The sequence below is a fragment of the Spirosoma sp. KCTC 42546 genome (assembly GCF_006965485.1).
Taxonomy (GTDB): Bacteria; Bacteroidota; Bacteroidia; order Cytophagales; family Spirosomataceae; genus Spirosoma.
On record NZ_CP041360.1, the window covers coordinates 5,426,973 to 5,448,565 of the forward strand.

Genomic DNA, 21,593 nt, shown 5'->3' on the forward strand with positions numbered 1-21,593 from the left:
TGATCTATGCTACGAAAAAGCCAGGAAACTACTTAGGGCGCATCTGCTTATTTTGGAAAAAACAGTCGAAATGTAGTTCCAGTAGCCACCTTACTTTCCACTTCAATTGATCCCTTGTGGCTATTGATGATATTTTGTGTAGCGGTTAATCCCAATCCCATCCCCCCCGATTTCCCGGTAAAGAACGGATCGAAAAGGCGTTGTCTATCTGCTTCACTAATCCCTCCTCCATTATCGCTCACCTCTACACATACCCGATTGTTATCCGTACAGGTCGTTCGTACCGAAAGCACACCCTTTCCTTCTTCCATAGCTTCTACTGCGTTGACTAAAATATTCAGCAACGCCGTTTTTACCTGATCGCGGTCTAGTAATGCCTGGCCGTCGTCGGTCGTGAAATTCGTTTCGAGTCGCATCCGTTTCAGTTTGATCCGGTCGCTAACGAGCTGTAACGTTTCTTTAACAACGCCATTAAAATCCTGCTTTTTCCGATCCAGATCGCGGGGTTTCGATGAATTGAGCATTTCTGTAATGAGTTGCCCAATACGGTCCACATTGCGCCCAATGATATCCGTAAACATGGTTACATACTCATTGTCTGTATCCAGTTCATCTTTAAGCTGTTCAAGAGCCAGGCTAAGGTTAGTAAGTGGATTACGCACCTCATGGGCAATACTGCGGGCAATTTTGCCGGTCATAGTCAGTTTTTCGGCCAGGATCAGATCCTGTTGAGCCCGTTTCTGATCTGTAATGTCACGCACAATTCCCTGGTACCACTCTGGATGCCCAATCATATCCTCGACCGCCCAAACGGAGATCAGGCAAACCCGTTTACGGCCGTTTCGGTGAATTAGTGTGGTTTCGAAATCTTTGATTTGACCATGCTCGCGGACGTTAAACCGCAGATTACGCAGGTGATTCAGATCAGCAAAAAGGCGAGCGGGATTCAGGTGTCGGAGTTCGTCACGACTGTACCCTAATAACTGTTCAACGGAGGAGTTGGCGTCCTGAAATCGAAGTTCATCATTAGCCACAAAAATGGCATCGATTGACCGTTCAAACAGGGTTCGGTATTTATTTTCTTTCTGAGCAACTTCGGCAAGTACACTCGCCTGTCGGAGCGCATATCGGATACTACGCCCAAGGAGTTGGGCATCAATTCGCCCTTTCACTAAATAGTCGGCGGCTCCCAATTCAAGTGCCGACTGGTCTACGGTCAGATCATCCTGGCCGGTAAGCAGAATCATTGGGGCCCGGCAACCCATCCGAAATGCTTCCTGAATCAAATCAATACCTGTATACGGGCCCAGTCGGTAATCGACTAGATACACATCGTATTGTCCCGTATCAATAGCTGCCAGACCCCGATCATAGCTATCTACCCAGTCGAGTTTAATGGACGAATTTTCTCTGACAGAAACTAAGGCTTTGGTAAGCAAGTAATCATCTTCGTCATCTTCAATGAGAAGAATACGAATCGTTTCCTTTTTTTCGGCAACATCGAGTGGGGCAGGTATCATAAACCGTGAGTAGTTGGCAATGAACGGTACCGTGTGTACCCATCAGCAAGACCATTTACTGATAAGTACTCACTAGCTGGTTATGGCAATTTAACGGTATCTATCCAGTATGTTTTTAAAGCCCCAACCATTTCGACCAAGCGGTTAAAATTGAATGGCTTTGTTACAAATGAATTAACGCCGAGATTATAGGTTTTCAGTACGTCTTCGTCGGCTGAGGATGTAGTCATCACGACCACGGGTAAACGCCGTAGTTTAGGATCATCCTTTATCTCATTAAGGGCCTGAAAGCCATTCTTACGAGGCATGTTCAGATCTAAAATCAATAAATTAGGCCAAGGAGCATTGTCTTCGTTATAACGACCCTCCCGACGTAGATATTCCATTAACTCTTCACCATCTTCAACAAACTGAACATTTTGCGTATAACCACTCTGACGAAGTGCCTTATCCATAAACAGGCGGTCATCTGTATCATCGTCTGCAATTAGAATGGTCATGGATGTAAGTCTACGGTGCATACAAATCAGTAAAAAGTTACGGCTGGAGAGTGCTAATCAATTTCCTGCGTTTTGATATACTCAGGTTTCCAGTACGTACGCGGCTGATTAGCTATTCCTTATCTGTCTTTAGCTTTTTCAGAAGTTACCCTCCCCTCCAAAATTACTCAAAAACATCAATTTATTAACGTATTATTTACCAGTATAAAATCCAGAACACCTATCTTGATTTAAGGTGTTTGCATAAGCTTATAAATTGCACTTTTCATATATTTCTATTTTAAGTGTTTATAAACTAACCTATTACTACCCGCTCAATCCTTTTTCAAACTGTTGTTTGCCAATTTCAGGCTTTAGAAAATATTTTCTACATAATTAAAGCAAACAGGGCTTCTGATAATAAATTCTTATTCAGAGGTTTCAAAAACTGAATGTTGTATTCTACAAGTTGGGGAATTTCTTACTCGCCTAAGCTTAAAAATTTATGCAGTGCCTATACGTTCAACATATCTATAAACCCAAGTAAACCAGGCTACCACAGAGATTTACCCTAAAAATGGCGGTTTTGGCACGAATTTACCACCTCTATACACAGAGCAGAAGTAACTTAGGTACTGCTTTTAAATCGAAAATCGTTATGAAACATTCAGTAAAAACCTTGCTTGTAGCCGCTATTCTTACAACAGGTGCCTTAATGATCAACTCGTCTACTGCGTTAGCACAAGGAAAAACGCGGGTTGGCGTAAAAGGGGGATTAAATGCCAGTTCGCTATTCTACGACAGTCAGGGAGCCAGCAATAAAAATGAGCGCATTGGCTTTCATCTAGGAATATTTTCCCAGATACCTGTTGGTGAGTTTTTTGCCGTCCAACCAGAATTGCTCTATATGACCAAAGGCGCATCAGCTACCTATGACGTCATTGGCTTTACGGGAAAAAATACGTTTAAACTTAATTATGCCGAGCTACCCGTTTTAGCTACGTTTAAGCTGGGTCAGGCAGTTGAGTTACAGGCAGGCCCCTACGTATCCTACCTACTGAATTCAAACATCAATTCGAACGGCGATTTTGGCACAGGAACAAGTGCAATCAATCGGGATAATTTCAACAAAGTTGATTACGGAATTGCAGGCGGCTTGAACCTTTACTTCGGTAAAGCCTTTATTGGCGCGCGTTATGAACAGGGTCTGCAAACCATTGCTAACAGTGGAGCCGCTAAAACGGTATTGGGCAATGCTAAGAATGGAGTTGGCTTGCTATCCGTTGGCTTCAGCCTGAATTAGTTGAGTAGGTAAAGTAAGTGCAGTGGGTGAAGAGGGTTAGGAACCTACTTCACCCACTGCACTTACTTTACCTACTAACTCACAAATGGATATCGTACGCTTTCAATTTATTATAGAGCGTTTTACGATCAATATTAAGGACTTCAGCCGCTTTGGTTTTGTTATAGCCTGTTTTTTCCAGTACCTTCAGAATAGCAGCCCGTTCAGCGTTCTCAGATACCGACTTCAAATTAGCCGCCGATTGAGTAAAGACTGGAACACCGGGTCGAGCGGGGTCGTAATTAATCTGAATATTAGTAGTACCGGTATCTTCAGGCGTGAAATACTGGGGCGAGATGATCTCATGCGGTAGTACATCGGCTTCAATATAATCGCCTTGAGTTAGCAACACGGCCCGTTTCACCACATTTTGCAATTCGCGGAGATTGCCATGCCAGTAATACTCTTTTAACTTTTCTTTTGCTTCCTCTTCAAACCCCTGAATATCTTTCTCTAGTTGCACATTAGCCAACTCCAGAAAATGATCAGCGAAAATCATAATATCGGACTTGCGCTCACGCAGGGGCGATAAATGCATTTCGAATTCAGCAATGCGGTGATAGATATCTTCCCGAAACTTGCCTTGCCGAACGGCCTCGCGCAGATCTTCATTTGTAGCTACTATAATCCGAACATCGACCGGAATATCCTGATTACTGCCAATACGCCGAATCTTACGCTCCTGTAATACACGAAGCAACTTGATTTGATTGTCGTACGACAAGTTTCCGATCTCATCCAGGAAGATGGTGCCACCATTGGCAAATTCAAAGCTACCGGCCTTGTCCGACATAGCGCCGGTGAAGGAGCCTTTCACATGCCCGAATAATTCGCTACCGGCTAATTCTTTCCCAAGAGCGCCACAGTCAATGGCCACAAATGGTTTATCGGCTCGTTTGCTTTTGAGGTGAATTGCATTGGCAACAAACTCCTTACCCGTACCTGTTTCGCCGGTAATGATAACCGACATATCGGTGGGAGCAATCAAGTCAATGTGTTTCTGAAGTTGTTCGGCAGCCCGACTTCTACCAAAAATGAAGCGTTTTCCATCCGGGGTTAACTGCGTTTTGGCAGGAGCTACTTTTACAGCAGGTGCTTTTGGTATGCCAGTAGCAGTAGTGGCCGATGAACCCTTCGACTGATTTAACGATTGGGCGCGCCGTTCGAGGGCTGCTTTTATCGTATATAAGATTTCGTCGGGATAGAGTGGTTTTGTTACGTAATCATAAGCCCCATGCTTAACCGTCTGCACCGCCATTCGAACATCAGAATAGCCGGTGATGATAATTACAGCGGTGGTGGGGTGCATAACCTTGATGCGACGAAGCATCTCCAGGCCATCAATATCAGGAAGTTTAAAATCGCAGATGACTAACTCAAAAGCTTCTTTCCGTAACAGAACCAGCCCATCATCGCCCCGCTGTACCGACGCTGTTTTATAGCCCTGCTTGCTCAGAAAACGCTCAAGAAGCAGGCATATATCATTATTATCGTCAATAATCAGAATTTTTTCCATGAAGCGGCATTGAACTTGTTCAGACAGACCATGTCCAGTAATGAACAACGAATGAATCTACCTTAGCTGTATGAAAGCTGTATGAACAAAGTTACTCAAACCTGAATGGTTTGCAAAGCCATCTCTACCGAACGGCGAGTAAAGGGTTTACCAATAAAATAATCAGCTCCTTGCTCAGTAGCCCGCCGACGTTCAGCCTGTCCATCAAAGGCACTGATCATAATAACCTTAGCTTCGGTTTGATCTTCTTTGATGAATGGCAATAAATCAAACCCAAGTCCATCGGGCAAATTTAAATCTAGAAAAATAGCGTCGAATTTCTGTGTATGGAGGCACTGACGTCCTTCTTCAATAAAATGGGCGCAGGTAGGCTGATAGCCCAGGCGACGTAACAACCCTGATAGCAACAGACAGATATCGGCTTCATCATCAACAATCAATACGCGTTTTGCAAGAGGTGCTGTATTGATGGCGACCGGCCTGTATTGTTGTCCCATGCTAACCCCTGTTATTGTATTTACCACGGCTCATTTCGTTTTCATTTGTGTTCTTCTTACACACTCTATTATAAAATATGTGCCGAAAGTGTAAGCCTGAGTCAAAAATCAAGTAGCAACATACATTAATGTCCATTAGATTAACAGTTTGCGCTTATAATTTCATTAATTTATATCGGCTATAAACTAATTCGCCCGCTAAAGAACTGTTGGGGATTGAGCTATTTTTCTACGTTTATTCTACAAGTGTAGAAATTAATCCACAGTTTTTGTTTTGCAGCAGGTTTTCTCGCTTCGATAATAAGTGAAGAATATGACCTAATTAAATGCTCATTTACAAGCGTATAAGGGTATATATAGGAAACGATTGGATGTATTTACCATTATTGGCACAACTTTTTCTAATAAGATTGTCAATTGCGAGATAGTTAATTCTGATTTACTCAATAAACGTCATGGGAAACCTTCTTTACACTATAGCCGTGATTTTGATCATTATCTGGCTCCTGGGCTTTCTAGGCGTGTTAGGAACAGGTATTGCTAGTGGTAATTTAATTCATATTCTACTAGTGATTGCGGTGATTGCGATTATTCTACGCTTAATACAGGGGCGCGGGGTGTGAAGAAGGGAGTACATGTAGTCAACAAGTCATAGAGATATCACCTGTGATACATATCATTTTCTAACCAAGCAATTGTGTTAGACTCGGGTTAGCCCGAAGCAATTCATTTTAGGTTAAGTACAAGTTACGGTGGGTACGGAATCCCTGCGCCAAGTTGAGCGCGGGGATTTTTTTTGTGCCTGTAGAATTCAGATGATGTGGGTTATACCGTATCTGCGTATCAATAGTTATCATCAGCATCTAAAGAATCAACAGAATCTCTCGTAGTTCGAGACTCGGCAACCAGTTGGGGTCATTGCGTAAAACGTGGACGCCCTTGTAGAAAAAAATCCTCAACATCCCAAACCAGCACTATATTGTACCGTACTCATATACAACGACTTACCCTCTTTTCTAATCAGTGGTACAGTATTTTCTAGTAGATTGACGATATTGGAACCATAAGTCATTCACCAAAGTTAGAAATCATGAAATCACTACCAGGAGTTTTAGTGGGATTAGCAGTTGGCGCAGTTATTGGTATTCTGCTTGCTCCAGAGAGCGGCCAAAAGACGCGTAAACGTATCTCGTCTGAGTCAGATTCGTTCTTTAAAGACTTACAGGACCAACTACAGTCTGGCCTGGATAGCATAAAAAGTCAATATAACGAATATGTTGATTCGGCTGCCGGAAAAACACAGGATCTGGTTAGTCAGGCCAAGAAGAAAGCAAAGCAATAGGCTTCCTGCTAATCACCTAAAATAAACACTCACCTAAAACACATAAAACGATGAGAAGCACACGAGATTTTCTGACCGGCATTATTACCGGTGTTGTTATTGGTCTTCTAACAGCTCCCCGAAGCGGTAAAGAAACACGCGAAAAACTGACTGAAGAAGCCAGCAAACGCACAGGCGATTTGAAGGACCAATGGGAAAAAGGAGTATCTCAGGTGAAAGAGGGGTACGAGCAGGCGGTAAGTCAGGTAAATCAGTATACCGACAAAGCTAAAGAACAGTTCAACCAGTATAAAGACCAAGCACAGGCGACTTTTAGTAAAGATCAGCTCAAGAGTGATTATAACGATAAAGTTGACGAATTAGCCGACGATGCCAAATCAGGTATTGATAATGCAAAATCTTCAGTAAAAGCAAGCTAAGTACTAGCATCCTATTTACTCAACGTTCTTGAAATATACAGCGCCTGCCGGACCATACCCGGCAGGCGCTGCTGCGTTATACGCATGATGGGTTTAATAGCCTTTTAATATGGGTTTAAGAAGCCTTTAATTGGCAAAGGAGACTTTTGTGACGGCTCCTTTTTACTTATCAGTCAGGTAATACTTATACCAATTCAGGCGTCATAATACTATGAAAAAATACCCATTTGCCTTTGCTTCCTCACTGCTCCGTAATTGGCAGAGGCTTATAGACGATAATAAAAACGTACGAGCGTATCCAACTGGGTTAGTTGTTTGCCCAGCCTCTATTTATATGGCTAAGTCAGTACGAGCCTGGGCAATGATCGTTACAATGGGCTTTATAGCTGTAAACGGACTAAGTAGCTGTAGTAGTACCGCGCAAAAATCCGAAGCAAGTGAACCAACCAAAGAGCGTCAGGAAACGAATTTACTTGCCACAGCCGCCTTCGATACAGCTAAGTATGAGAATGCCCGCAATGAATTGAATTTGACAGGTAAAATTACCTTCAATCAGGATCAGGTTGTAAAGGTATTTCCTCTGGTAGGTGGGCATATAGAAACTCTCAAGGCTGATTTAGGCGACTATGTTAAAAAGGGACAGACCCTGGCTGTAATTCGGTCGGGCGATTTGGCCGATTTAGAACAACAGAGTGTAGAAGCAAAGGGGCAATTATCGGTAGCTCAGAAAAACCTGCAGGTTGCGGAAGACATGACTAAAGCGGGTCTGAGCTCCCAGCGCGAATTGGTGGCCAGTCAGGAACAACTGCTGGCGGCTAAAGGCGAAGTAAACCGTGTGAGTGAACGACGCCGGATTGTAGGCGGTAATGGTGCCGTTTATGTAGTAAAGGCCCCAGTGAGCGGTTTTATCGTCGAAAAATCTGCATCTCAAGGTATGGAACTTCGCTCCGACGATCCCGAGAACCTGTTCACGATCTCAAATCTAGACCACGTCTGGGTATTGGCGAATGTGTACGAGTCCGACCTTGCGAATGTCAAAGAAGGAGATCAGGCAACCATAACAACCCTCTCCTACCCGGATAAAATCTTTCATGGCCGAATCGATAAAATCTTCAATGTTCTCGACCCCGACAGTAAAACCCTGAAAGTCCGTGTAACGCTGGATAATGCAGACTACCGACTTAAGCCGGAGATGTTTGCGAATGTAAGCGTTACCTACGCGGGGCACGACAAACGGATAGCGATTCCGGCAAAGGCTGTCGTATTTGATAAAAACCGCAACTTCGTGGTCATGGTTAACAACAAAAACCAGCCTCTGGTACGCGAAGTAGACATCTATAAATCCATTGGGCCGAAAACATATTTATCCGGTGGGTTAACACCCGGTGATCGGGTTGTAACGAACAATCAGCTGCTGATTTACAACGCACTCGGGAATTAACTTCTCAAACGGTCATTAAAGGCCATCGGAAAGCTGCTCAACGTAGCTTTCCGATGGCCTTTAATGATTATTGGTAAACCTGATTGGCCAACTGTGAGTCAAGTCATAACTTATAGAAATAAGCACGAAATAATTGTAACATTTACCCGATTTATCGGAATATTATTTCGCTACTTTGTATTATTGGCAACTATTCGTCAACAATACACTATTTCGACATGATTACTTCCACTGCTTCATCTGAGTCACTTGGCGGTTCGGCACAACCGAATCACAGGTCCGGGGCTACGGCTAGCCTATTTGGTTTGCCAGTCATTGTGGCAGCGCTGGGGTACTTCGTTGATATTTATGATTTACTCCTGTTTGGTATTGTTCGCGTACCAAGTCTGAAAGATCTGGGGCTTACTACGGACCAGATCTCAACGGTAGGAGGACGCATTATCAACTGGCAAATGGCTGGTTTACTACTGGGCGGAATTTTGTGGGGCATCCTTGGCGATAAGCGCGGACGCCTATCGGTGCTGTTTGGTAGCATAGTCACCTATTCCATTGCCAATATTGCCTGCGGATTTGTTAAGCACATTACGTTTATGGACCCTGTCACCTACTATGCGCTGATGCGATTTGTGGCGGGTATTGGGCTGGCCGGTGAATTAGGCGCTGGTATTACACTCGTGAGTGAGATTCTCCCTAAAGAAAAACGAGCAATAGGCACTTCACTTGTGGCTGCAGTTGGTGTATTAGGGGCCATAGTCGCTTATTTTACCGTTAAGCTCTTCGATTGGGAAACGGCATTTTTCGTAGGTGGTGGTTTAGGGTTCTGTTTATTACTATTACGCATTGGGGTGGTTGAATCCGGGATGTTTACCCAGATAACTGAGCAAAAACACGTTAGCCGGGGTAACTTTTTATCCTTCTTTACAAATATGGATCGGCTCAAGCGTTACCTGAAATGCATTGGTATTGGGATCCCGACCTGGTTCATTACCGGCATTCTAGCTTCGTTCAGTAACGAATTTGGTAAAGCATTAGGCATAGCCGACGAAATTCAACCGGGTTTGGCCATTACGTGGTTATACTTTGGGATGGCCATAGGCGATCTATCCAACGGTTTTATCAGTCAGGCACTGAAATCGCGTAAAAAAGCAATTGCCCTTTTTATGGGGATTGCCTTTGTATTCAGCTTCATTTATTTATACCTCAGTATCACCAGCGCTCCGCTGTTCTATGCCCTTTGTTTGTGTCTGGGTTTCGGAAATGGCTACTGGGCCATGTTCGTAACGATCAGTGCCGAGCAGTTTGGCACTAATCTCCGCGCTACGGCTGCTACCACCGTACCAAACATGGTGCGTGCCTTCCTGATTCCAATGACCCTGAGTTATCAGGCCTTAAAACCATCACTGGATGTCATTAATGCCGGTGCCATTGTTGGTCTAGTCAGCTTCCTCCTTGGTTTTTACGCCATCCTGACGATACCGGAAACACATGACAAGGAGTTGAATTATCTGGAAGAGTGAATCTGACTGCGCTGATAGGTGCGATGCATCCAGTTACCCCCCTGAAGGGGGCTTAAGTTGAGAATCGTCAAGCAAAGCCCTCCTTCAGGGAGTAATACGAAAAGGCTATCGTAAAGCAGTATTAGTAAACCAGTAACAATTGAAAAGGCCGGCTTTATATAAAACCGGCCTTCTTCGTAAATCTATATCCTATAAACCAGTTACTTCTTCGTCACTCGGACCGAAATCCGGCGATTTTGTGCCCGGCCTTCTTCGGTGTCGTTTGAAGCAACGGGGTGCTCCTGCCCGTACCCTTCTGCTTCCAGACGATCTTTACCAATGCCCATTTTCTCTAGCTCAACCCGTACCGAGTTGGCACGATCCTGAGAGAGTTTGAGGTTACTGGCGGCATTGCCGGTGTTATCCGTGTAGCCACCCAGCTTGATGTTTACGGCTGGATGCGCCTTCAGGATTTCGGCAATGTTTTTCAACTGCTCCTGCGACTGAGGCTCCAGCGTGGCACTCCCCGTTTGGAATAATAACCGGTCAAAATCAAACCAGGTCGTTTTGTCAACAGGCTTGTCGCCTTTGATAAAGGCCAGCAGTTTACTTTCGATTCCAAATTCAGGAATGTTTAACTCAACACCGCTCGTCAATTTTTCAGGGCGAAATTCGCCGAGTCCCGTATTTGGAGTGTTCACTTTGTCATTATCGGCAGCAGTTGATTCTTCTAGTGGAAGTTCTGTACCAGCAGCCTCTTTGCCTTCTTTGTTATAGCCCGGTGTTTCGGCTGAGGGAACAGCGATGTAGGGCGCAATAACGAGCGAAACGATCGACATCAGTTTGATCAGAATGTTCATCGACGGACCCGAGGTATCTTTAAATGGATCACCCACGGTATCACCCGTAACCGATGCTTTGTGTGGCTCCGATTTTTTGTAGAACATTTCACCATTGATCAGGACGCCTTTCTCAAATGACTTTTTCGCGTTGTCCCAGGCACCACCAGCGTTGTTCATGAAAATTCCCATCAACACACCCGATACCGTAACACCGGCCAGTAAACCACCGAGCACTTCAGGACCAAAAATGAACCCAACAATAACGGGAACCGTCAGGGCAATTGCACCCGGCAACACCATTTCGCGAATAGAAGCCTGTGTCGAGATAGCTACGCACTTTTCGTATTCAGGCTTACCGGTTCCTTCCATAATACCCGGAATTTCCCGGAACTGGCGACGTACTTCTTCAACCATCGCCATAGCTGCCCGACCCACAGCCGCAATGGCCAGAGACGAGAAAATGTACGGAATCATACCACCCACAAACAAACCAGCCAGCACGTCGGCCTTGTAAATATCGATGGCAGAAATGCCCGATAGGCCCACAAAAGCTGCAAATAACGCAAGCGCGGTCAAAGCCGCAGAAGCAATGGCAAACCCTTTACCACTGGCAGCAGTCGTGTTACCTACCGCATCCAGAATATCGGTACGGCCCCGTACTTCTTCGGGCAGGTAACTCATTTCGGCAATACCACCGGCGTTATCGGCAATAGGTCCGAAGGCATCAATGGCCAACTGCATAGCCGTAGTGGCCATCATACCAGCGGCAGAGATAGCAACGCCGTACAAACCGGCAAAGTGATAGGATGTATAGATACCAGCCGCCAACACCAGAATTGGCAATACAGTCGATTCCATACCGACAGACAAACCACCGATGATATTCGTAGCGGCACCAGTTGCTGATTGCCGGATAATCGACAGCACCGGACGTCGGCCCATGGCCGTATAATATTCGGTGATGATACTCATGAGCGCACCCACAACAAGGCCCGTTACGATTGCGAAGAATACATCCATCCGGGTAAATTCAACACCCCGGATTTCCATAGTAGTTGCAGGCAACATTGCGTTGACCAGAAAATAGGAAGCAACCAGGGTAATGCCAATTGATGCCCAGTTACCCAGGTTCAAAGCTGCCTGCACATTCCCATTGTCGTCTTTAACCCGAACAAGATAGGTGGCAATAATCGAGAAGATCAGGCCCAACCCCGCAATTACCATTGGCAACACGATGGGCGCATGACCAATGATAGGATCGCCCGGAATAACAATCTCACGGCCCAGTACCATAGTCGCAAGAATAGTCGCTACATAAGAGCCAAATAAGTCGGCACCCATACCGGCTACGTCGCCCACGTTATCGCCCACGTTATCGGCAATGGTGGCTGGGTTACGTGGATCATCTTCCGGAATACCCGCTTCTACTTTACCCACCAGGTCAGCCCCTACGTCGGCAGCTTTTGTATAAATACCACCGCCTACGCGGGCAAACAGGGCAATAGACTCAGCACCGAGCGAGAAACCCGCCAGTACTTCGAGCGCTTTCTCCATTGGCAGACCGTTAACGTCGCCGGTTGGCTCAACATATAGTTTATAAAGGACAATGAACAGGCTACCCAAGCCCAGTACAGCAATACCGGCAACACCGATACCCATAACAGAGCCGCCCGTGAAGGATACTTCCAGGGCTTTAGTCAGGCTCGTACGCGCGGCATGAGCGGTACGAACGTTCGCCTTGGTGGCAATATTCATCCCAATATAACCAGCTAGTGCTGAGAGGAATGCGCCTAGAATAAATGAAATTCCGATGATTGGGCTGGAGTTCGGCACTAAGCTGCCCATGTAGGCTAGCAGCAGCGCCACAATAATGCCAAAATACGTCAGCACACGCCATTCGGCTTTGAGGAAGGCAATGGCTCCATCGGCAATATAGCCAGCAATTTCCTGCATCCGGGCGTCGCCAGCGTCCTGCTTGGAAACCCACATGAATTTGGTAAACATCACCAGCAGGCCAACAATGCCAAGGATGGGGACCAGATAAACACTGTAATTCATAGAAATAGGTATAGGTTAAATAGTTGATTGCCCGCAAAGATAGAATTTGCCGTTTCATAACGACCATCACGAGGGTAAATTGATTGACTTTTTTTGAGGTTTATTTCGGTTATTCTAGGAGATTTCCGATTATGTGTCTACAAATCAAGACGATGCTTGGAAGTAGACGGTCGTCTGCGTAGGTTCAAAAGAAAAAATTCCAAATTGACTATTTGTCAAAATAAGCATCATACCTTTTTATCTTATGCAAACTATTTATTCGCCTATTTCTTTAATCATAGCTATATCATTCTGCGTGGTCTCTTTTTTTAAAAGCGAATCTAAAGCAGGCTCTATTGACTCGCTACGAGTTACGGTTACGGAGGGTACAAATATGGCGGCCGACCTCTCGCCCGATAAAAAAAGTATAGCCATTGACTTACAGGGAACAATCTGGGTTTTACCCGCCACCGGAGGAACCGCCCATCCCGTAACGGACCCGCTCGGGGATTGCCGTCAACCCAGTTGGTCGCCGGATGGGAAGCAGATTGCATTTCATGCCTTCTGGGATGGTCGCTATCATATCTGGTCGGTTTCGAAAGAAGGCGGAAAGCCCAGGCAGCTAACGACGGGTATTTACGATGATCGTGAGCCCCACTGGTCGCCTGATGGAAAGCAACTGGTCTTTGCCTCCGACCGTGGCGGCAATTACGACATCTGGCAACTCACGCTGGCCGATGGGAAACTTACCCAACTCACCAACGATTCGGGGAATGATTTCAGCCCAGCGTTTTCGCCGGATGGCAAACAAGTTGCGTTCGTTTCTGATCGAACCACTGCGCCGGGCATCTATGTAATGAATCCGGGCCAACCCGAAAAATTAGTGTCGCCCACCAAAGGTAAACTGGTTGGTCCCTCCTGGCAGCCGGATGGTTCCCATTTGTTTTACAACGTTCTGAATAATTCGCAGAGTGGCTTGGAAGCTGTTTCGCTCGTAGATGGTAAAGCGCAGATGCTCACCGAAGTGGCGGAGGACGTATTCCCATTCCGGACAAGCTGGTTCTCGGCTGATGAGTACCTGTACACGAGTAGCGGCTCCATGAAACGACGGAAGCTCGGCAGTTCAACAGCACAGATCATTCTTTTTCAGGCCCTGATCAACCTGCCGAAAACTACCTACAAGCGAAAAACCTACGACTTTGATACCAAAAAACCTCAACCAGTTCTGGGTATTAAAGGAGCGGCCATTTCGCCAGATGGAAAGCAAATCGCCTTTGCCGCGCTGGGTGATTTATGGTTATTAACTAAAGGCACCAAGACCCCTGAACGGCTGACTCAAGGGCAGTCGATGGAGCTTGAGCCAAGCTGGTCGCCGGATGGCACGAAGCTAGCTTATACATCGGACCGGAATGGTAATATGGATATCTGGATTCGGGATTTAAAAACCGGTCAGGATCGGAATCTGGTTGATATGGGGGATGATCTGCACTTCCCGAGCTGGTCGCCCGATGGCAGCAAAATTGCCTTCTACCAAAGTGACCCCCGCAACGCCTGGGGCCGCAGTACGCTCTACACCGCAGACGTAACCTACACAGCTGACGTGACCGTACCGAAAACCCGCAAGCTGCACGAATCGGTGTTTGTACCCAGCCAGGCCACCTGGTCGGCCGATGGAAAAACAATTGCCATATCGGCCCTCCACCCCTACTCATCGCGCTACCGCGAGGGCGTTAGTGAGGTCTTATTGCTTTCCTTCGATGGCAAAAACGACCGTTACGTATCGCCCGCACCGGGGCATAGCCTGGCTACACGGAGTCAGAACGGCCCCGTCTGGTCGCCGGATGGGACGAAGATGGCCTATGTTCTTGATGGCCTGCTGTGGATTACGGACGTTCAACCCGATGGAACCATCACCGGTAAACCTCGCCAACTGACTACTGAACAGACCGATACACCTAGCTGGACCGGCGATTCAAAAAGCCTGCTCTTTCTGGCAACCCATGTACTCAAGCAAGTACATCTGGCCGACGGACGAATTGACACACACCCAATGGACCTAACCTGGCAAATCAGCCAACCGACGGGCCAGGTAGTCGTTCATGCTGGCCGATTATTTGATGGCAAGGCGAATACCTACCGTACCAATGTCGATATCCTGATTGAGGGTCATCGCATCAAGTCCATTTTACCCCATCAGGCTGGTCGTCCCGGCACATTAGTCGACGCATCAACGAAGACGGTTATCCCTGGTCTATTCGAGATGCACACGCACCAGCATTCGATGGTTGGCGAAAAGCTAGGGCGATTATGGTTGTCCTTTGGTATTACGTCTATACGAGAGCCTGGTGCCGACCCGTATGATGCGCTCGAACGAAAGGAATCATGGGCCAGTGGTGTTCGGCCCGGACCGCGCCAGTTTTTTACGGGCGGCTTAACCGATGGTACCCGAATTTACTATGGAGCCGCTACCAGCATCAACTCCGATGAACAACTTGATCGGGAGTTGAATCGCTCGGTTCGGCTGGGTTATGATTTGATCAAAACCTACGTTCGAATGCCCGATGCCATGCAGCAGCGCATCACAACCTTCGCCCATGCTCACGGCATGCCCGTATCGTCGCACGAGATTTTCCCCGCCATGCGCTATGATGTGGATGCCGTTGAACACATCGGCGGCACCAGTCGGCGTGGGTATTCGCCTAAGATTACAGCCATGAACCGGAGCTATCAGGACGTCATTCAACTACTCGCGAAGTCGGGCATGAACATCACGCCCACGGCTTCGCTACAGGGCGGGTTTGCCGTATTGACTTCCAAAGACCCTGGTCTTCTGGAAAATCGGCAGTATAAGGCGTTTTATTCCGAAGAGTTCACCAATGCCCTCCAGGCCGGATCGGCTCAGTACGCCAAACTCAGTCCCGGTTATCTGAGCAATTTTGGCAATCTTCAGAAGGGTGTGAAGGCCCTGGTTGATGCCGGGGCCCATGTGACAACCGGCACCGACAGTCCGTTTGTACCGTATGGCATGAGTCTGCACACCGAACTTCAGGTATTCGTCGATGCGGGCCTAACGCCTTATCAGGCACTTCGCTCAGCTACGATTTGGGCCGCAGAAACAGTGGGAGTCAGTAAAGATTTAGGCTCCATTGAGCCAGGCAAACTGGCCGATATGGTCATTGTTACTGGTGATCCATTGACTACCATTCGCGACGCAATGAATGTTGAGCAGGTTATCAAAAATGGCGAGGTACTTCCCCTGGAGCGCCTGCTAACGCGCCCCTAACATTTGTTGCCATTAATAGCCACCTATTGTCATTTGGTAGCCAATTATTGCTAAATGACTACCGACATTCTTAATGTACATACTGCCGATACTAAAACTCCCCCGTTGGTTAAGATCAACGGGGGAGTTTTAGTATCGGCAATATACTTCTCCCTATGAATTAACGTGCCCTAAGGTGATCGATCTAGAACGCATGGAAACATCTGTCGACTGGCCTATTATACACAGGTCCAACTGCCCTGGGTTTATAGCACCAAATACAGGTAATTATACTACTTATCAAGTATTAAATTTTTAACATATATGCCTGATTTACAAGATATTAATTTTAATTCTTTTTTAATAGTAAGATTAAAATTCTCGTAAAAATACCATATTGGTCAGGAGCAATTTTACTCAAATATTAATTATTCTGCATAATATTGTATATAAAAAATATAATTCCTAATTAATAGACTTTGTTAAAATAATATTTCGTAAATACGCAATTAATTATGCTTTTACAAATTACTTATTACGTTTCTTAACTTAAACTATAGCTATGACGAAATCATTACTAATGAGTCTGCTTTTTGTAGGCTTAAGTTGCTCCTGTGCATGGGCACAGGGCCGAAAGATAAGCGGCACTATTACAGCAGATGAAGGAATTGGAGGGTTTGCTGGTGCAACGGTTGTTGTAAAAGGGACAACTATTGGTACGGTTACAGACGTTAAAGGAGAGTATACGTTAAATGTACCACCATCGGGAACTACGCTGGTTATTTCGGCGGTGGGCATGCAAACAGTTGAAGAAGTGATAGGTACCCGGTCAACAGTTAATCTTCAGCTAAAAACCGATACAAAGCAATTAACCGAAGTCATCATTACTGCCCTCGGTATTAAGGAAGAGCGGGATAAGTTTGCCTCATCTGTGTCAACTGTAGAAGGGAAAAGTATTGCCAAATCAGGAGAAACCAGTCTATTGACTGGATTGAGTGGTAAAGCTTCCGGGGTGATCATCACGCGTAACGGGGGCGACCCAGGCGCAGGTGCTTATATTCAAATTCGTGGTCAGAATACCATTAACGGTAACGCCCAGCCACTCTTTATTATTGACGGGATTCCGGTTAGTAACTCCAGCGATAACACAGGTACTGCAGCCGGTAATGGTATCGTACAACAGTCTCGTATCAACGACGTGAACCCCGAAGATATTGAGAGCATGGAAGTGCTAAAAGGTGCTTCGGCTGCGGCTTTGTGGGGAACGCGGGCGGCCAACGGGGTTATCGTTATTACGACCAAGAAAGGAAAAGACTCAAAAGGCAAGGTCAATATTACCTTCAAATCGACGGTTTCGTTCGATGAAGTCAATAAAATGCACCAGTTGCAAACCAGCTATGGCCAGGGAACAGGTGGGCTTTATGCACAGGGAAACAGAACAACCTTTGGTGATCTGATTTCCGACCGAACCGGCGGGGCGGACACGTATATAACCGACCCTACCGCTGCTGGCTATCAGGGATATGCTACATTCCCGGACGGTACCAAGCGGTATGCCATTGCGGGTGGTACCGCGGCAAATCCACACGGTGGTAAAAACTCAAAGGACACCTACGACCACGCAAAAGACCCATTCAGAACGGGCCACTTTGTTGATAACAGCATTAATATCAGCGGAGGAAATGCACGGTCAAATTTCATGATCAGCTACTCGAATCTGAATCAGGAAGGGGTTGTAAAGGCATTCAGCAATTACCAACGGAATACGGCTCGGGTGAACGTAGCCAGTCAATTTACCGAATGGTTCCGGGCATCGGCCAATGTTGGTTACACCAAAACCTATTCGTCGCGCGTGCAACAAGGTGATAACCTCGACGGTATTCTGCTCGATGCCATGCGTACACCGGGCGATTACAATAATGACTATTATACCGGAACCTATACTGATCCAACAGGAGCAGTCTTTAACAACACCCACGTTTCGTTCCGAAACCCACTCGGCAAGGATCAGAGTACCATCTACTCTAACCCAATCTGGAACATCAATAATAACAAAAACACAACCGATGTCGACCGCATTATGGGGAACGTCGAATTGAATATTACCCCTGTTTCGTGGTTAAGCATTACAGGCCGTACGGGTATCGATAATTTTATCGATAATCGTCTGGAGCGGTTTGCGCGTAACTCAGGTTCCTATCTGGGTGGGTTTTTATCCAAAAACTGGATTCAGGAAAAACAGTTTAACACCGACGTTTTTGCAAACGCAAACAAAACGTTCAGTAATAACTTCGGTGGATCGTTTCTGATTGGCGTTAATTACAATAGCCGCCGTAAAACCACCTTATCCGACGCCATCACGAATTTGATTGTACCTGGTGCGCCCGATATTCTGACAAACGCACTGAACTCGAACCTTTCGGCCAGCAACTACAATTCGCTGATTCGTACCTATGCGTATTACGCCCAGGCAGAAGTACAGGCATATAACATGCTGTTTCTGACGCTGACAGGTCGTAACGAAAGTGCGTCAACTTTCGGCTCCAAAACAAACAGCAGTTTCTTTTTCCCATCCGCAGCTTTAGCCTGGCAGTTCACGAAGCTGAGTGAGCTGGAAAGCAACCCTGTTCTGAGCTTTGGTAAATTACGCCTGACCTGGGGACAAGTGGGTATTCAGCCACAGCCCTATCAGAACTTCACCACCTTCTCGCCAGCAAGTTATAGTGATGGCTATGCGGGTAGTTTGGCATCAGCCAGCTCATTATATGCCGGTGGTTACACCCGTAGCTCAACCGCTGGTAACGATTTTCTGCGTCCTGAACGGAAAACCGAATCAGAAGTTGGCGTTGATTTACGCTTCCTCAATAACCGGATCAGTTTTTCAGGTACCGCTTATTCAAACAACACCAAAGACGTAATTCTGTCGCTGAACGTACCAGTCGAAACGGGTTACTCCGTTCGTAATATCAATGCCGCCGAAATTTCTAACAAAGGCATAGAACTGGAAGCTAGTGGCGATGTGCTTACCGTTGGCGCTTTCAAGTGGAATCTGGCCGCTAACTTCTCAACAAACCGCAACAAGGTTGTTTCGCTGGCCGGAGCCGACTCGCAAACACTGCCTGATAGCTACCAGGAGAATGCCTCTCTGATTGCTGGTCAGCCTTTTGGCGTATTTTACTCAACTGACTTCCTGAAAGATGAATCAGGTAAATACAAGCTCGATGCCAACGGTTTTCCTCAGGGTGGAACAGACAACGAAATTATTGGTAATCCGAACCCTAAATGGCGGGGTGGTTTAGGTAGCACGTTCTCCTACAAAGGGCTCTCGCTCTATCTATTATTTGATCGGGTGGCAGGCAATGATTTCTATAACGGTACACGGGGTGCGCTCTACACATTCGGTGTTCATGCCGATCAGGGTAATACGGCAGTAGTGCCTACGGGCGGCATTAAAGATGTAAACGGCAACCTGCTTGCTGCTGGCACAAAATTCCAGGGAGAGATTAAGGATTTTGGTGCTGGACTAGTTGCCTTAAACCAAGCCTGGTATCAGGGTCGTGGCACCTCCTTCAACTCAGCCTCCTACAAACAGTTTATTGAGGATGGCAGCGTATCCCGCTTGCGCGAAATAACTTTATCCTATAGCCTCCGCAGCGAAAAATTCCGTCGGGCAACGCACCTATCATCGGTCGATTTTAGCCTTACCGGTCGTAACCTCGTTTTATGGACAAAGTACACAGGAACTGACCCAGAGGTGAACATTACGGGGGCTGGTCTATCTCGTGGACAGGACTGGTTTACGAACCCGAACACGAAATCACTCTTGTTTTCGCTGAAAATCACGTACTAAGACGTCATCTGGAGAACCTCCGTTCCGGGAACATAAACTTATTCAAAACATGAAAAAATCATTTTCACATAAAGTTGTGATGTCCTTGCTAGCGATAACGCTACTAAGTAGTTGCAAGGAGTTGTTTAACGAACCCAACATTCAAAGTAACCCCAACGCGGTTACGGATGTGGATGTGGCTACGCTTCTTTCTGGAACATTGGTGGGCGTAGCGTTGCTACATGAAGATACCGATGTCCGAATTTCGGCCATTTGGGCAGGTGCTCTGAACGGCCTTAGCCGTCAGCATCAGGGCTATGCCGACTATATTGTTTCGGCACAAAATTTCTCCTGGGACCCGCTCTATCCAATTGCCAGCCAAACGCGTCTTATTCAGACAAAAGCCGATGCGGTAGGCGATAAATGGACAAAAGGCGTTGGGCAGGTACTGGAAGCCTTGTTGATTGCGAAAGCAACGGACTTATACGGCGACGTTCCCTACAGCCAGGCTTTTGATGATGTTAAATACCCAACACCAGTATTTGATAAACAGGCCGATGTATATAACGCTTTGCAAACCGTTCTCGATAATGCCATTCAAAATCTGTCAGCAACCGCTGGCTTATCGTTTGCTGCCCAGGACTTCATCTATAAGGGTAATGTAAGTAAATGGAAAGCGGCTGCCTATACAATGAAAGCCCGTCTTTATCTCCACCTGGGCGATTACACGAATGCAGTTGCCAGTGCCGCTTCAGGCATTAGCAGTACTGCTGGCGACGCACTCATTCCGCACGGTACCAGCCAAGGCACTGATGTAAACCTGAACTATGGCTTTTTCAAGCTCAACCGCCCAGGCGATACGGGCTTCGATGGTTCCTATACACCTACCTTGTTGAAAGCTCGAAGTGGTTCTACCAATACAAAAACCGATGAAACTGCGCTGTACAATCACATCATCAAAGTGGGCATTACGGCCACGGGTGCGCTGGATCCGAACGTAGTCGATGGGGCCTATACCGCAGATGCTCCACATCCTATTCTGACCTACTATGAAAACCAGCTAATTATCGCCGAAGCGCAGGCAAGACTAGGTGATAATGCAAAAGCCTTAGCCGCGCTGAATACCGTTAGAAGTGGGTTGGCAAGCGGCTATTTCGATGGCAAAACTATCCCGGCTACCGGCCGTAAATATGATGCGTATACACTCGATGATTTTAGCGCAACTGGCCTGGCAAATCCAACCAAACTAGCCACTGTTCAAACAGCCTTATTGTATGAGATCATTGCGGAGCGATACATTACTTTCCTGATGCAATATGAAGCGTTCAATGATGTACGTAGATTGGCAAAAGCCACGCCTGTCGTTCAATTACCAATTCCCCTTTATACGGGTACCCAGAAACCAGCACGGTACATTTATCCACAAAGTGAAGTAAACACCAATCCGAATGTGCCTAAGCCGGTCCCGGATCAGTTCACAAAACTGACAATCTTCCAATAATACGTTTAGTTGTTAGGCAACACCAGTTAAAAGGCTACCTTTCTGAGGTAGCCTTTTCTTGTGCTTTCGT

The 21,593-nt window shown here is 46.4% G+C and carries 14 protein-coding genes; 9 read left to right on the plus strand and 5 right to left on the minus strand.

What is annotated here, in order from left to right; all coding sequences use genetic code 11:
- Positions 1–47 precede the first annotated feature (47 nt).
- Positions 48–1,520, minus strand: a complete 1,473-nt coding sequence (locus tag EXU85_RS22310; RefSeq protein WP_142774209.1) for a hybrid sensor histidine kinase/response regulator — start codon at positions 1,518–1,520, stop codon at positions 48–50.
- A gap of 80 nt (positions 1,521–1,600) precedes the next feature.
- Positions 1,601–2,041, minus strand: a complete 441-nt coding sequence (locus tag EXU85_RS22315; protein ID WP_246859196.1) for a response regulator — start codon at positions 2,039–2,041, stop codon at positions 1,601–1,603.
- A gap of 616 nt (positions 2,042–2,657) precedes the next feature.
- Between EXU85_RS22315 and EXU85_RS22320 the strand changes: the two genes are divergently transcribed.
- Entirely contained in the window at positions 2,658–3,302 is a 645-nt protein-coding gene (locus EXU85_RS22320; RefSeq protein ID WP_142774211.1) for a porin family protein, read from the plus strand.
- 79 nt (positions 3,303–3,381) lie between these two features.
- On the opposite strand, the gene EXU85_RS22325 is transcribed toward EXU85_RS22320, so the two are convergent.
- Both EXU85_RS22325 and EXU85_RS22330 read right to left on the minus strand, forming a co-directional pair.
- Positions 3,382–4,857, minus strand: a complete 1,476-nt coding sequence (locus tag EXU85_RS22325) for a sigma-54 dependent transcriptional regulator (RefSeq protein ID WP_142774212.1) — start codon at positions 4,855–4,857, stop codon at positions 3,382–3,384.
- 95 nt (positions 4,858–4,952) lie between these two features.
- A complete protein-coding gene (locus EXU85_RS22330; RefSeq protein ID WP_210422399.1) occupies positions 4,953–5,354 on the minus strand; it encodes a response regulator in 402 nt (133 codons plus the stop codon).
- 455 nt (positions 5,355–5,809) lie between these two features.
- On the opposite strand from EXU85_RS22330, the gene EXU85_RS22335 reads away from it, so the two are divergent.
- The 5 genes from EXU85_RS22335 (at position 5,810) to EXU85_RS22355 (ending at position 10,073) form a co-directional block, all read left to right on the plus strand.
- Positions 5,810–5,977, plus strand: a complete 168-nt coding sequence (locus EXU85_RS22335) for a lmo0937 family membrane protein (protein WP_142774213.1) — start codon at positions 5,810–5,812, stop codon at positions 5,975–5,977.
- Positions 5,978–6,444: 467 nt separating this feature from the next.
- Positions 6,445–6,696 carry a YtxH domain-containing protein gene (locus tag EXU85_RS22340; RefSeq protein ID WP_142774214.1) on the plus strand — a complete coding sequence of 84 codons (252 nt, stop codon included), beginning with the start codon at positions 6,445–6,447 and terminating at the stop codon, positions 6,694–6,696.
- 50 nt (positions 6,697–6,746) lie between these two features.
- Positions 6,747–7,115 carry a YtxH domain-containing protein gene (locus EXU85_RS22345; RefSeq protein WP_142774215.1) on the plus strand — a complete coding sequence of 123 codons (369 nt, stop codon included), beginning with the start codon at positions 6,747–6,749 and terminating at the stop codon, positions 7,113–7,115.
- Between the two features lie 211 nt (positions 7,116–7,326).
- The gene (locus tag EXU85_RS22350) at positions 7,327–8,556 is read left to right on the plus strand and encodes an efflux RND transporter periplasmic adaptor subunit (protein WP_246859197.1); all 1,230 of its coding nucleotides are present in this window, start codon (positions 7,327–7,329) and stop codon (positions 8,554–8,556) included.
- A gap of 218 nt (positions 8,557–8,774) precedes the next feature.
- On the plus strand, positions 8,775–10,073 hold the full coding sequence (locus EXU85_RS22355) for an MFS transporter (RefSeq protein ID WP_142774216.1): 1,299 nt from the start codon (positions 8,775–8,777) through the stop codon (positions 10,071–10,073).
- Positions 10,074–10,273: 200 nt separating this feature from the next.
- On the opposite strand, the gene EXU85_RS22360 is transcribed toward EXU85_RS22355, so the two are convergent.
- Complete coding sequence (locus EXU85_RS22360; protein WP_142774217.1) at positions 10,274–12,952, minus strand: sodium-translocating pyrophosphatase; 2,679 nt, start codon at positions 12,950–12,952, stop codon at positions 10,274–10,276.
- 244 nt (positions 12,953–13,196) lie between these two features.
- Here EXU85_RS22360 and EXU85_RS22365 point away from each other — a divergent pair, with 244 nt between their 5' ends.
- From EXU85_RS22365 to EXU85_RS22375, 3 genes are all read left to right on the plus strand, one after another.
- Entirely contained in the window at positions 13,197–16,214 is a 3,018-nt protein-coding gene (locus tag EXU85_RS22365) for a DPP IV N-terminal domain-containing protein (RefSeq protein WP_142774218.1), read from the plus strand.
- Between the two features lie 541 nt (positions 16,215–16,755).
- Positions 16,756–20,043 (plus strand): SusC/RagA family TonB-linked outer membrane protein, encoded by a 3,288-nt coding sequence (locus EXU85_RS22370; RefSeq protein WP_246859198.1) that lies wholly within the window; start codon positions 16,756–16,758, stop codon positions 20,041–20,043.
- Between the two features lie 49 nt (positions 20,044–20,092).
- Positions 20,093–21,523 carry a SusD/RagB family nutrient-binding outer membrane lipoprotein gene (locus EXU85_RS22375; protein ID WP_142774219.1) on the plus strand — a complete coding sequence of 477 codons (1,431 nt, stop codon included), beginning with the start codon at positions 20,093–20,095 and terminating at the stop codon, positions 21,521–21,523.
- Positions 21,524–21,593 lie beyond the last annotated feature (70 nt).

Bases quoted from the DNA above. Each gene is read 5' to 3' on its own strand.
- EXU85_RS22330 (WP_210422399.1), bottom strand. From the start codon at position 5,354: ATGGGACAACAATACAGGCCGGTCGCCATCAATACAGCACCTCTTGCA.
- EXU85_RS22375 (WP_142774219.1), top strand. From the start codon at position 20,093: ATGAAAAAATCATTTTCACATAAAGTTGTGATGTCCTTGCTAGCGATA.
- EXU85_RS22350 (WP_246859197.1), top strand. From the start codon at position 7,327: ATGAAAAAATACCCATTTGCCTTTGCTTCCTCACTGCTCCGTAATTGG.
- EXU85_RS22370 (WP_246859198.1), top strand. From the start codon at position 16,756: ATGACGAAATCATTACTAATGAGTCTGCTTTTTGTAGGCTTAAGTTGC.
- EXU85_RS22365 (WP_142774218.1), top strand. From the start codon at position 13,197: ATGCAAACTATTTATTCGCCTATTTCTTTAATCATAGCTATATCATTC.
- EXU85_RS22315 (WP_246859196.1), bottom strand. From the start codon at position 2,041: ATGCACCGTAGACTTACATCCATGACCATTCTAATTGCAGACGATGAT.
- EXU85_RS22310 (WP_142774209.1), bottom strand. From the start codon at position 1,520: ATGATACCTGCCCCACTCGATGTTGCCGAAAAAAAGGAAACGATTCGT.
- EXU85_RS22325 (WP_142774212.1), bottom strand. From the start codon at position 4,857: ATGGAAAAAATTCTGATTATTGACGATAATAATGATATATGCCTGCTT.
- EXU85_RS22340 (WP_142774214.1), top strand. From the start codon at position 6,445: ATGAAATCACTACCAGGAGTTTTAGTGGGATTAGCAGTTGGCGCAGTT.
- EXU85_RS22355 (WP_142774216.1), top strand. From the start codon at position 8,775: ATGATTACTTCCACTGCTTCATCTGAGTCACTTGGCGGTTCGGCACAA.
- EXU85_RS22345 (WP_142774215.1), top strand. From the start codon at position 6,747: ATGAGAAGCACACGAGATTTTCTGACCGGCATTATTACCGGTGTTGTT.
- EXU85_RS22360 (WP_142774217.1), bottom strand. From the start codon at position 12,952: ATGAATTACAGTGTTTATCTGGTCCCCATCCTTGGCATTGTTGGCCTG.
- EXU85_RS22320 (WP_142774211.1), top strand. From the start codon at position 2,658: ATGAAACATTCAGTAAAAACCTTGCTTGTAGCCGCTATTCTTACAACA.
- EXU85_RS22335 (WP_142774213.1), top strand. From the start codon at position 5,810: ATGGGAAACCTTCTTTACACTATAGCCGTGATTTTGATCATTATCTGG.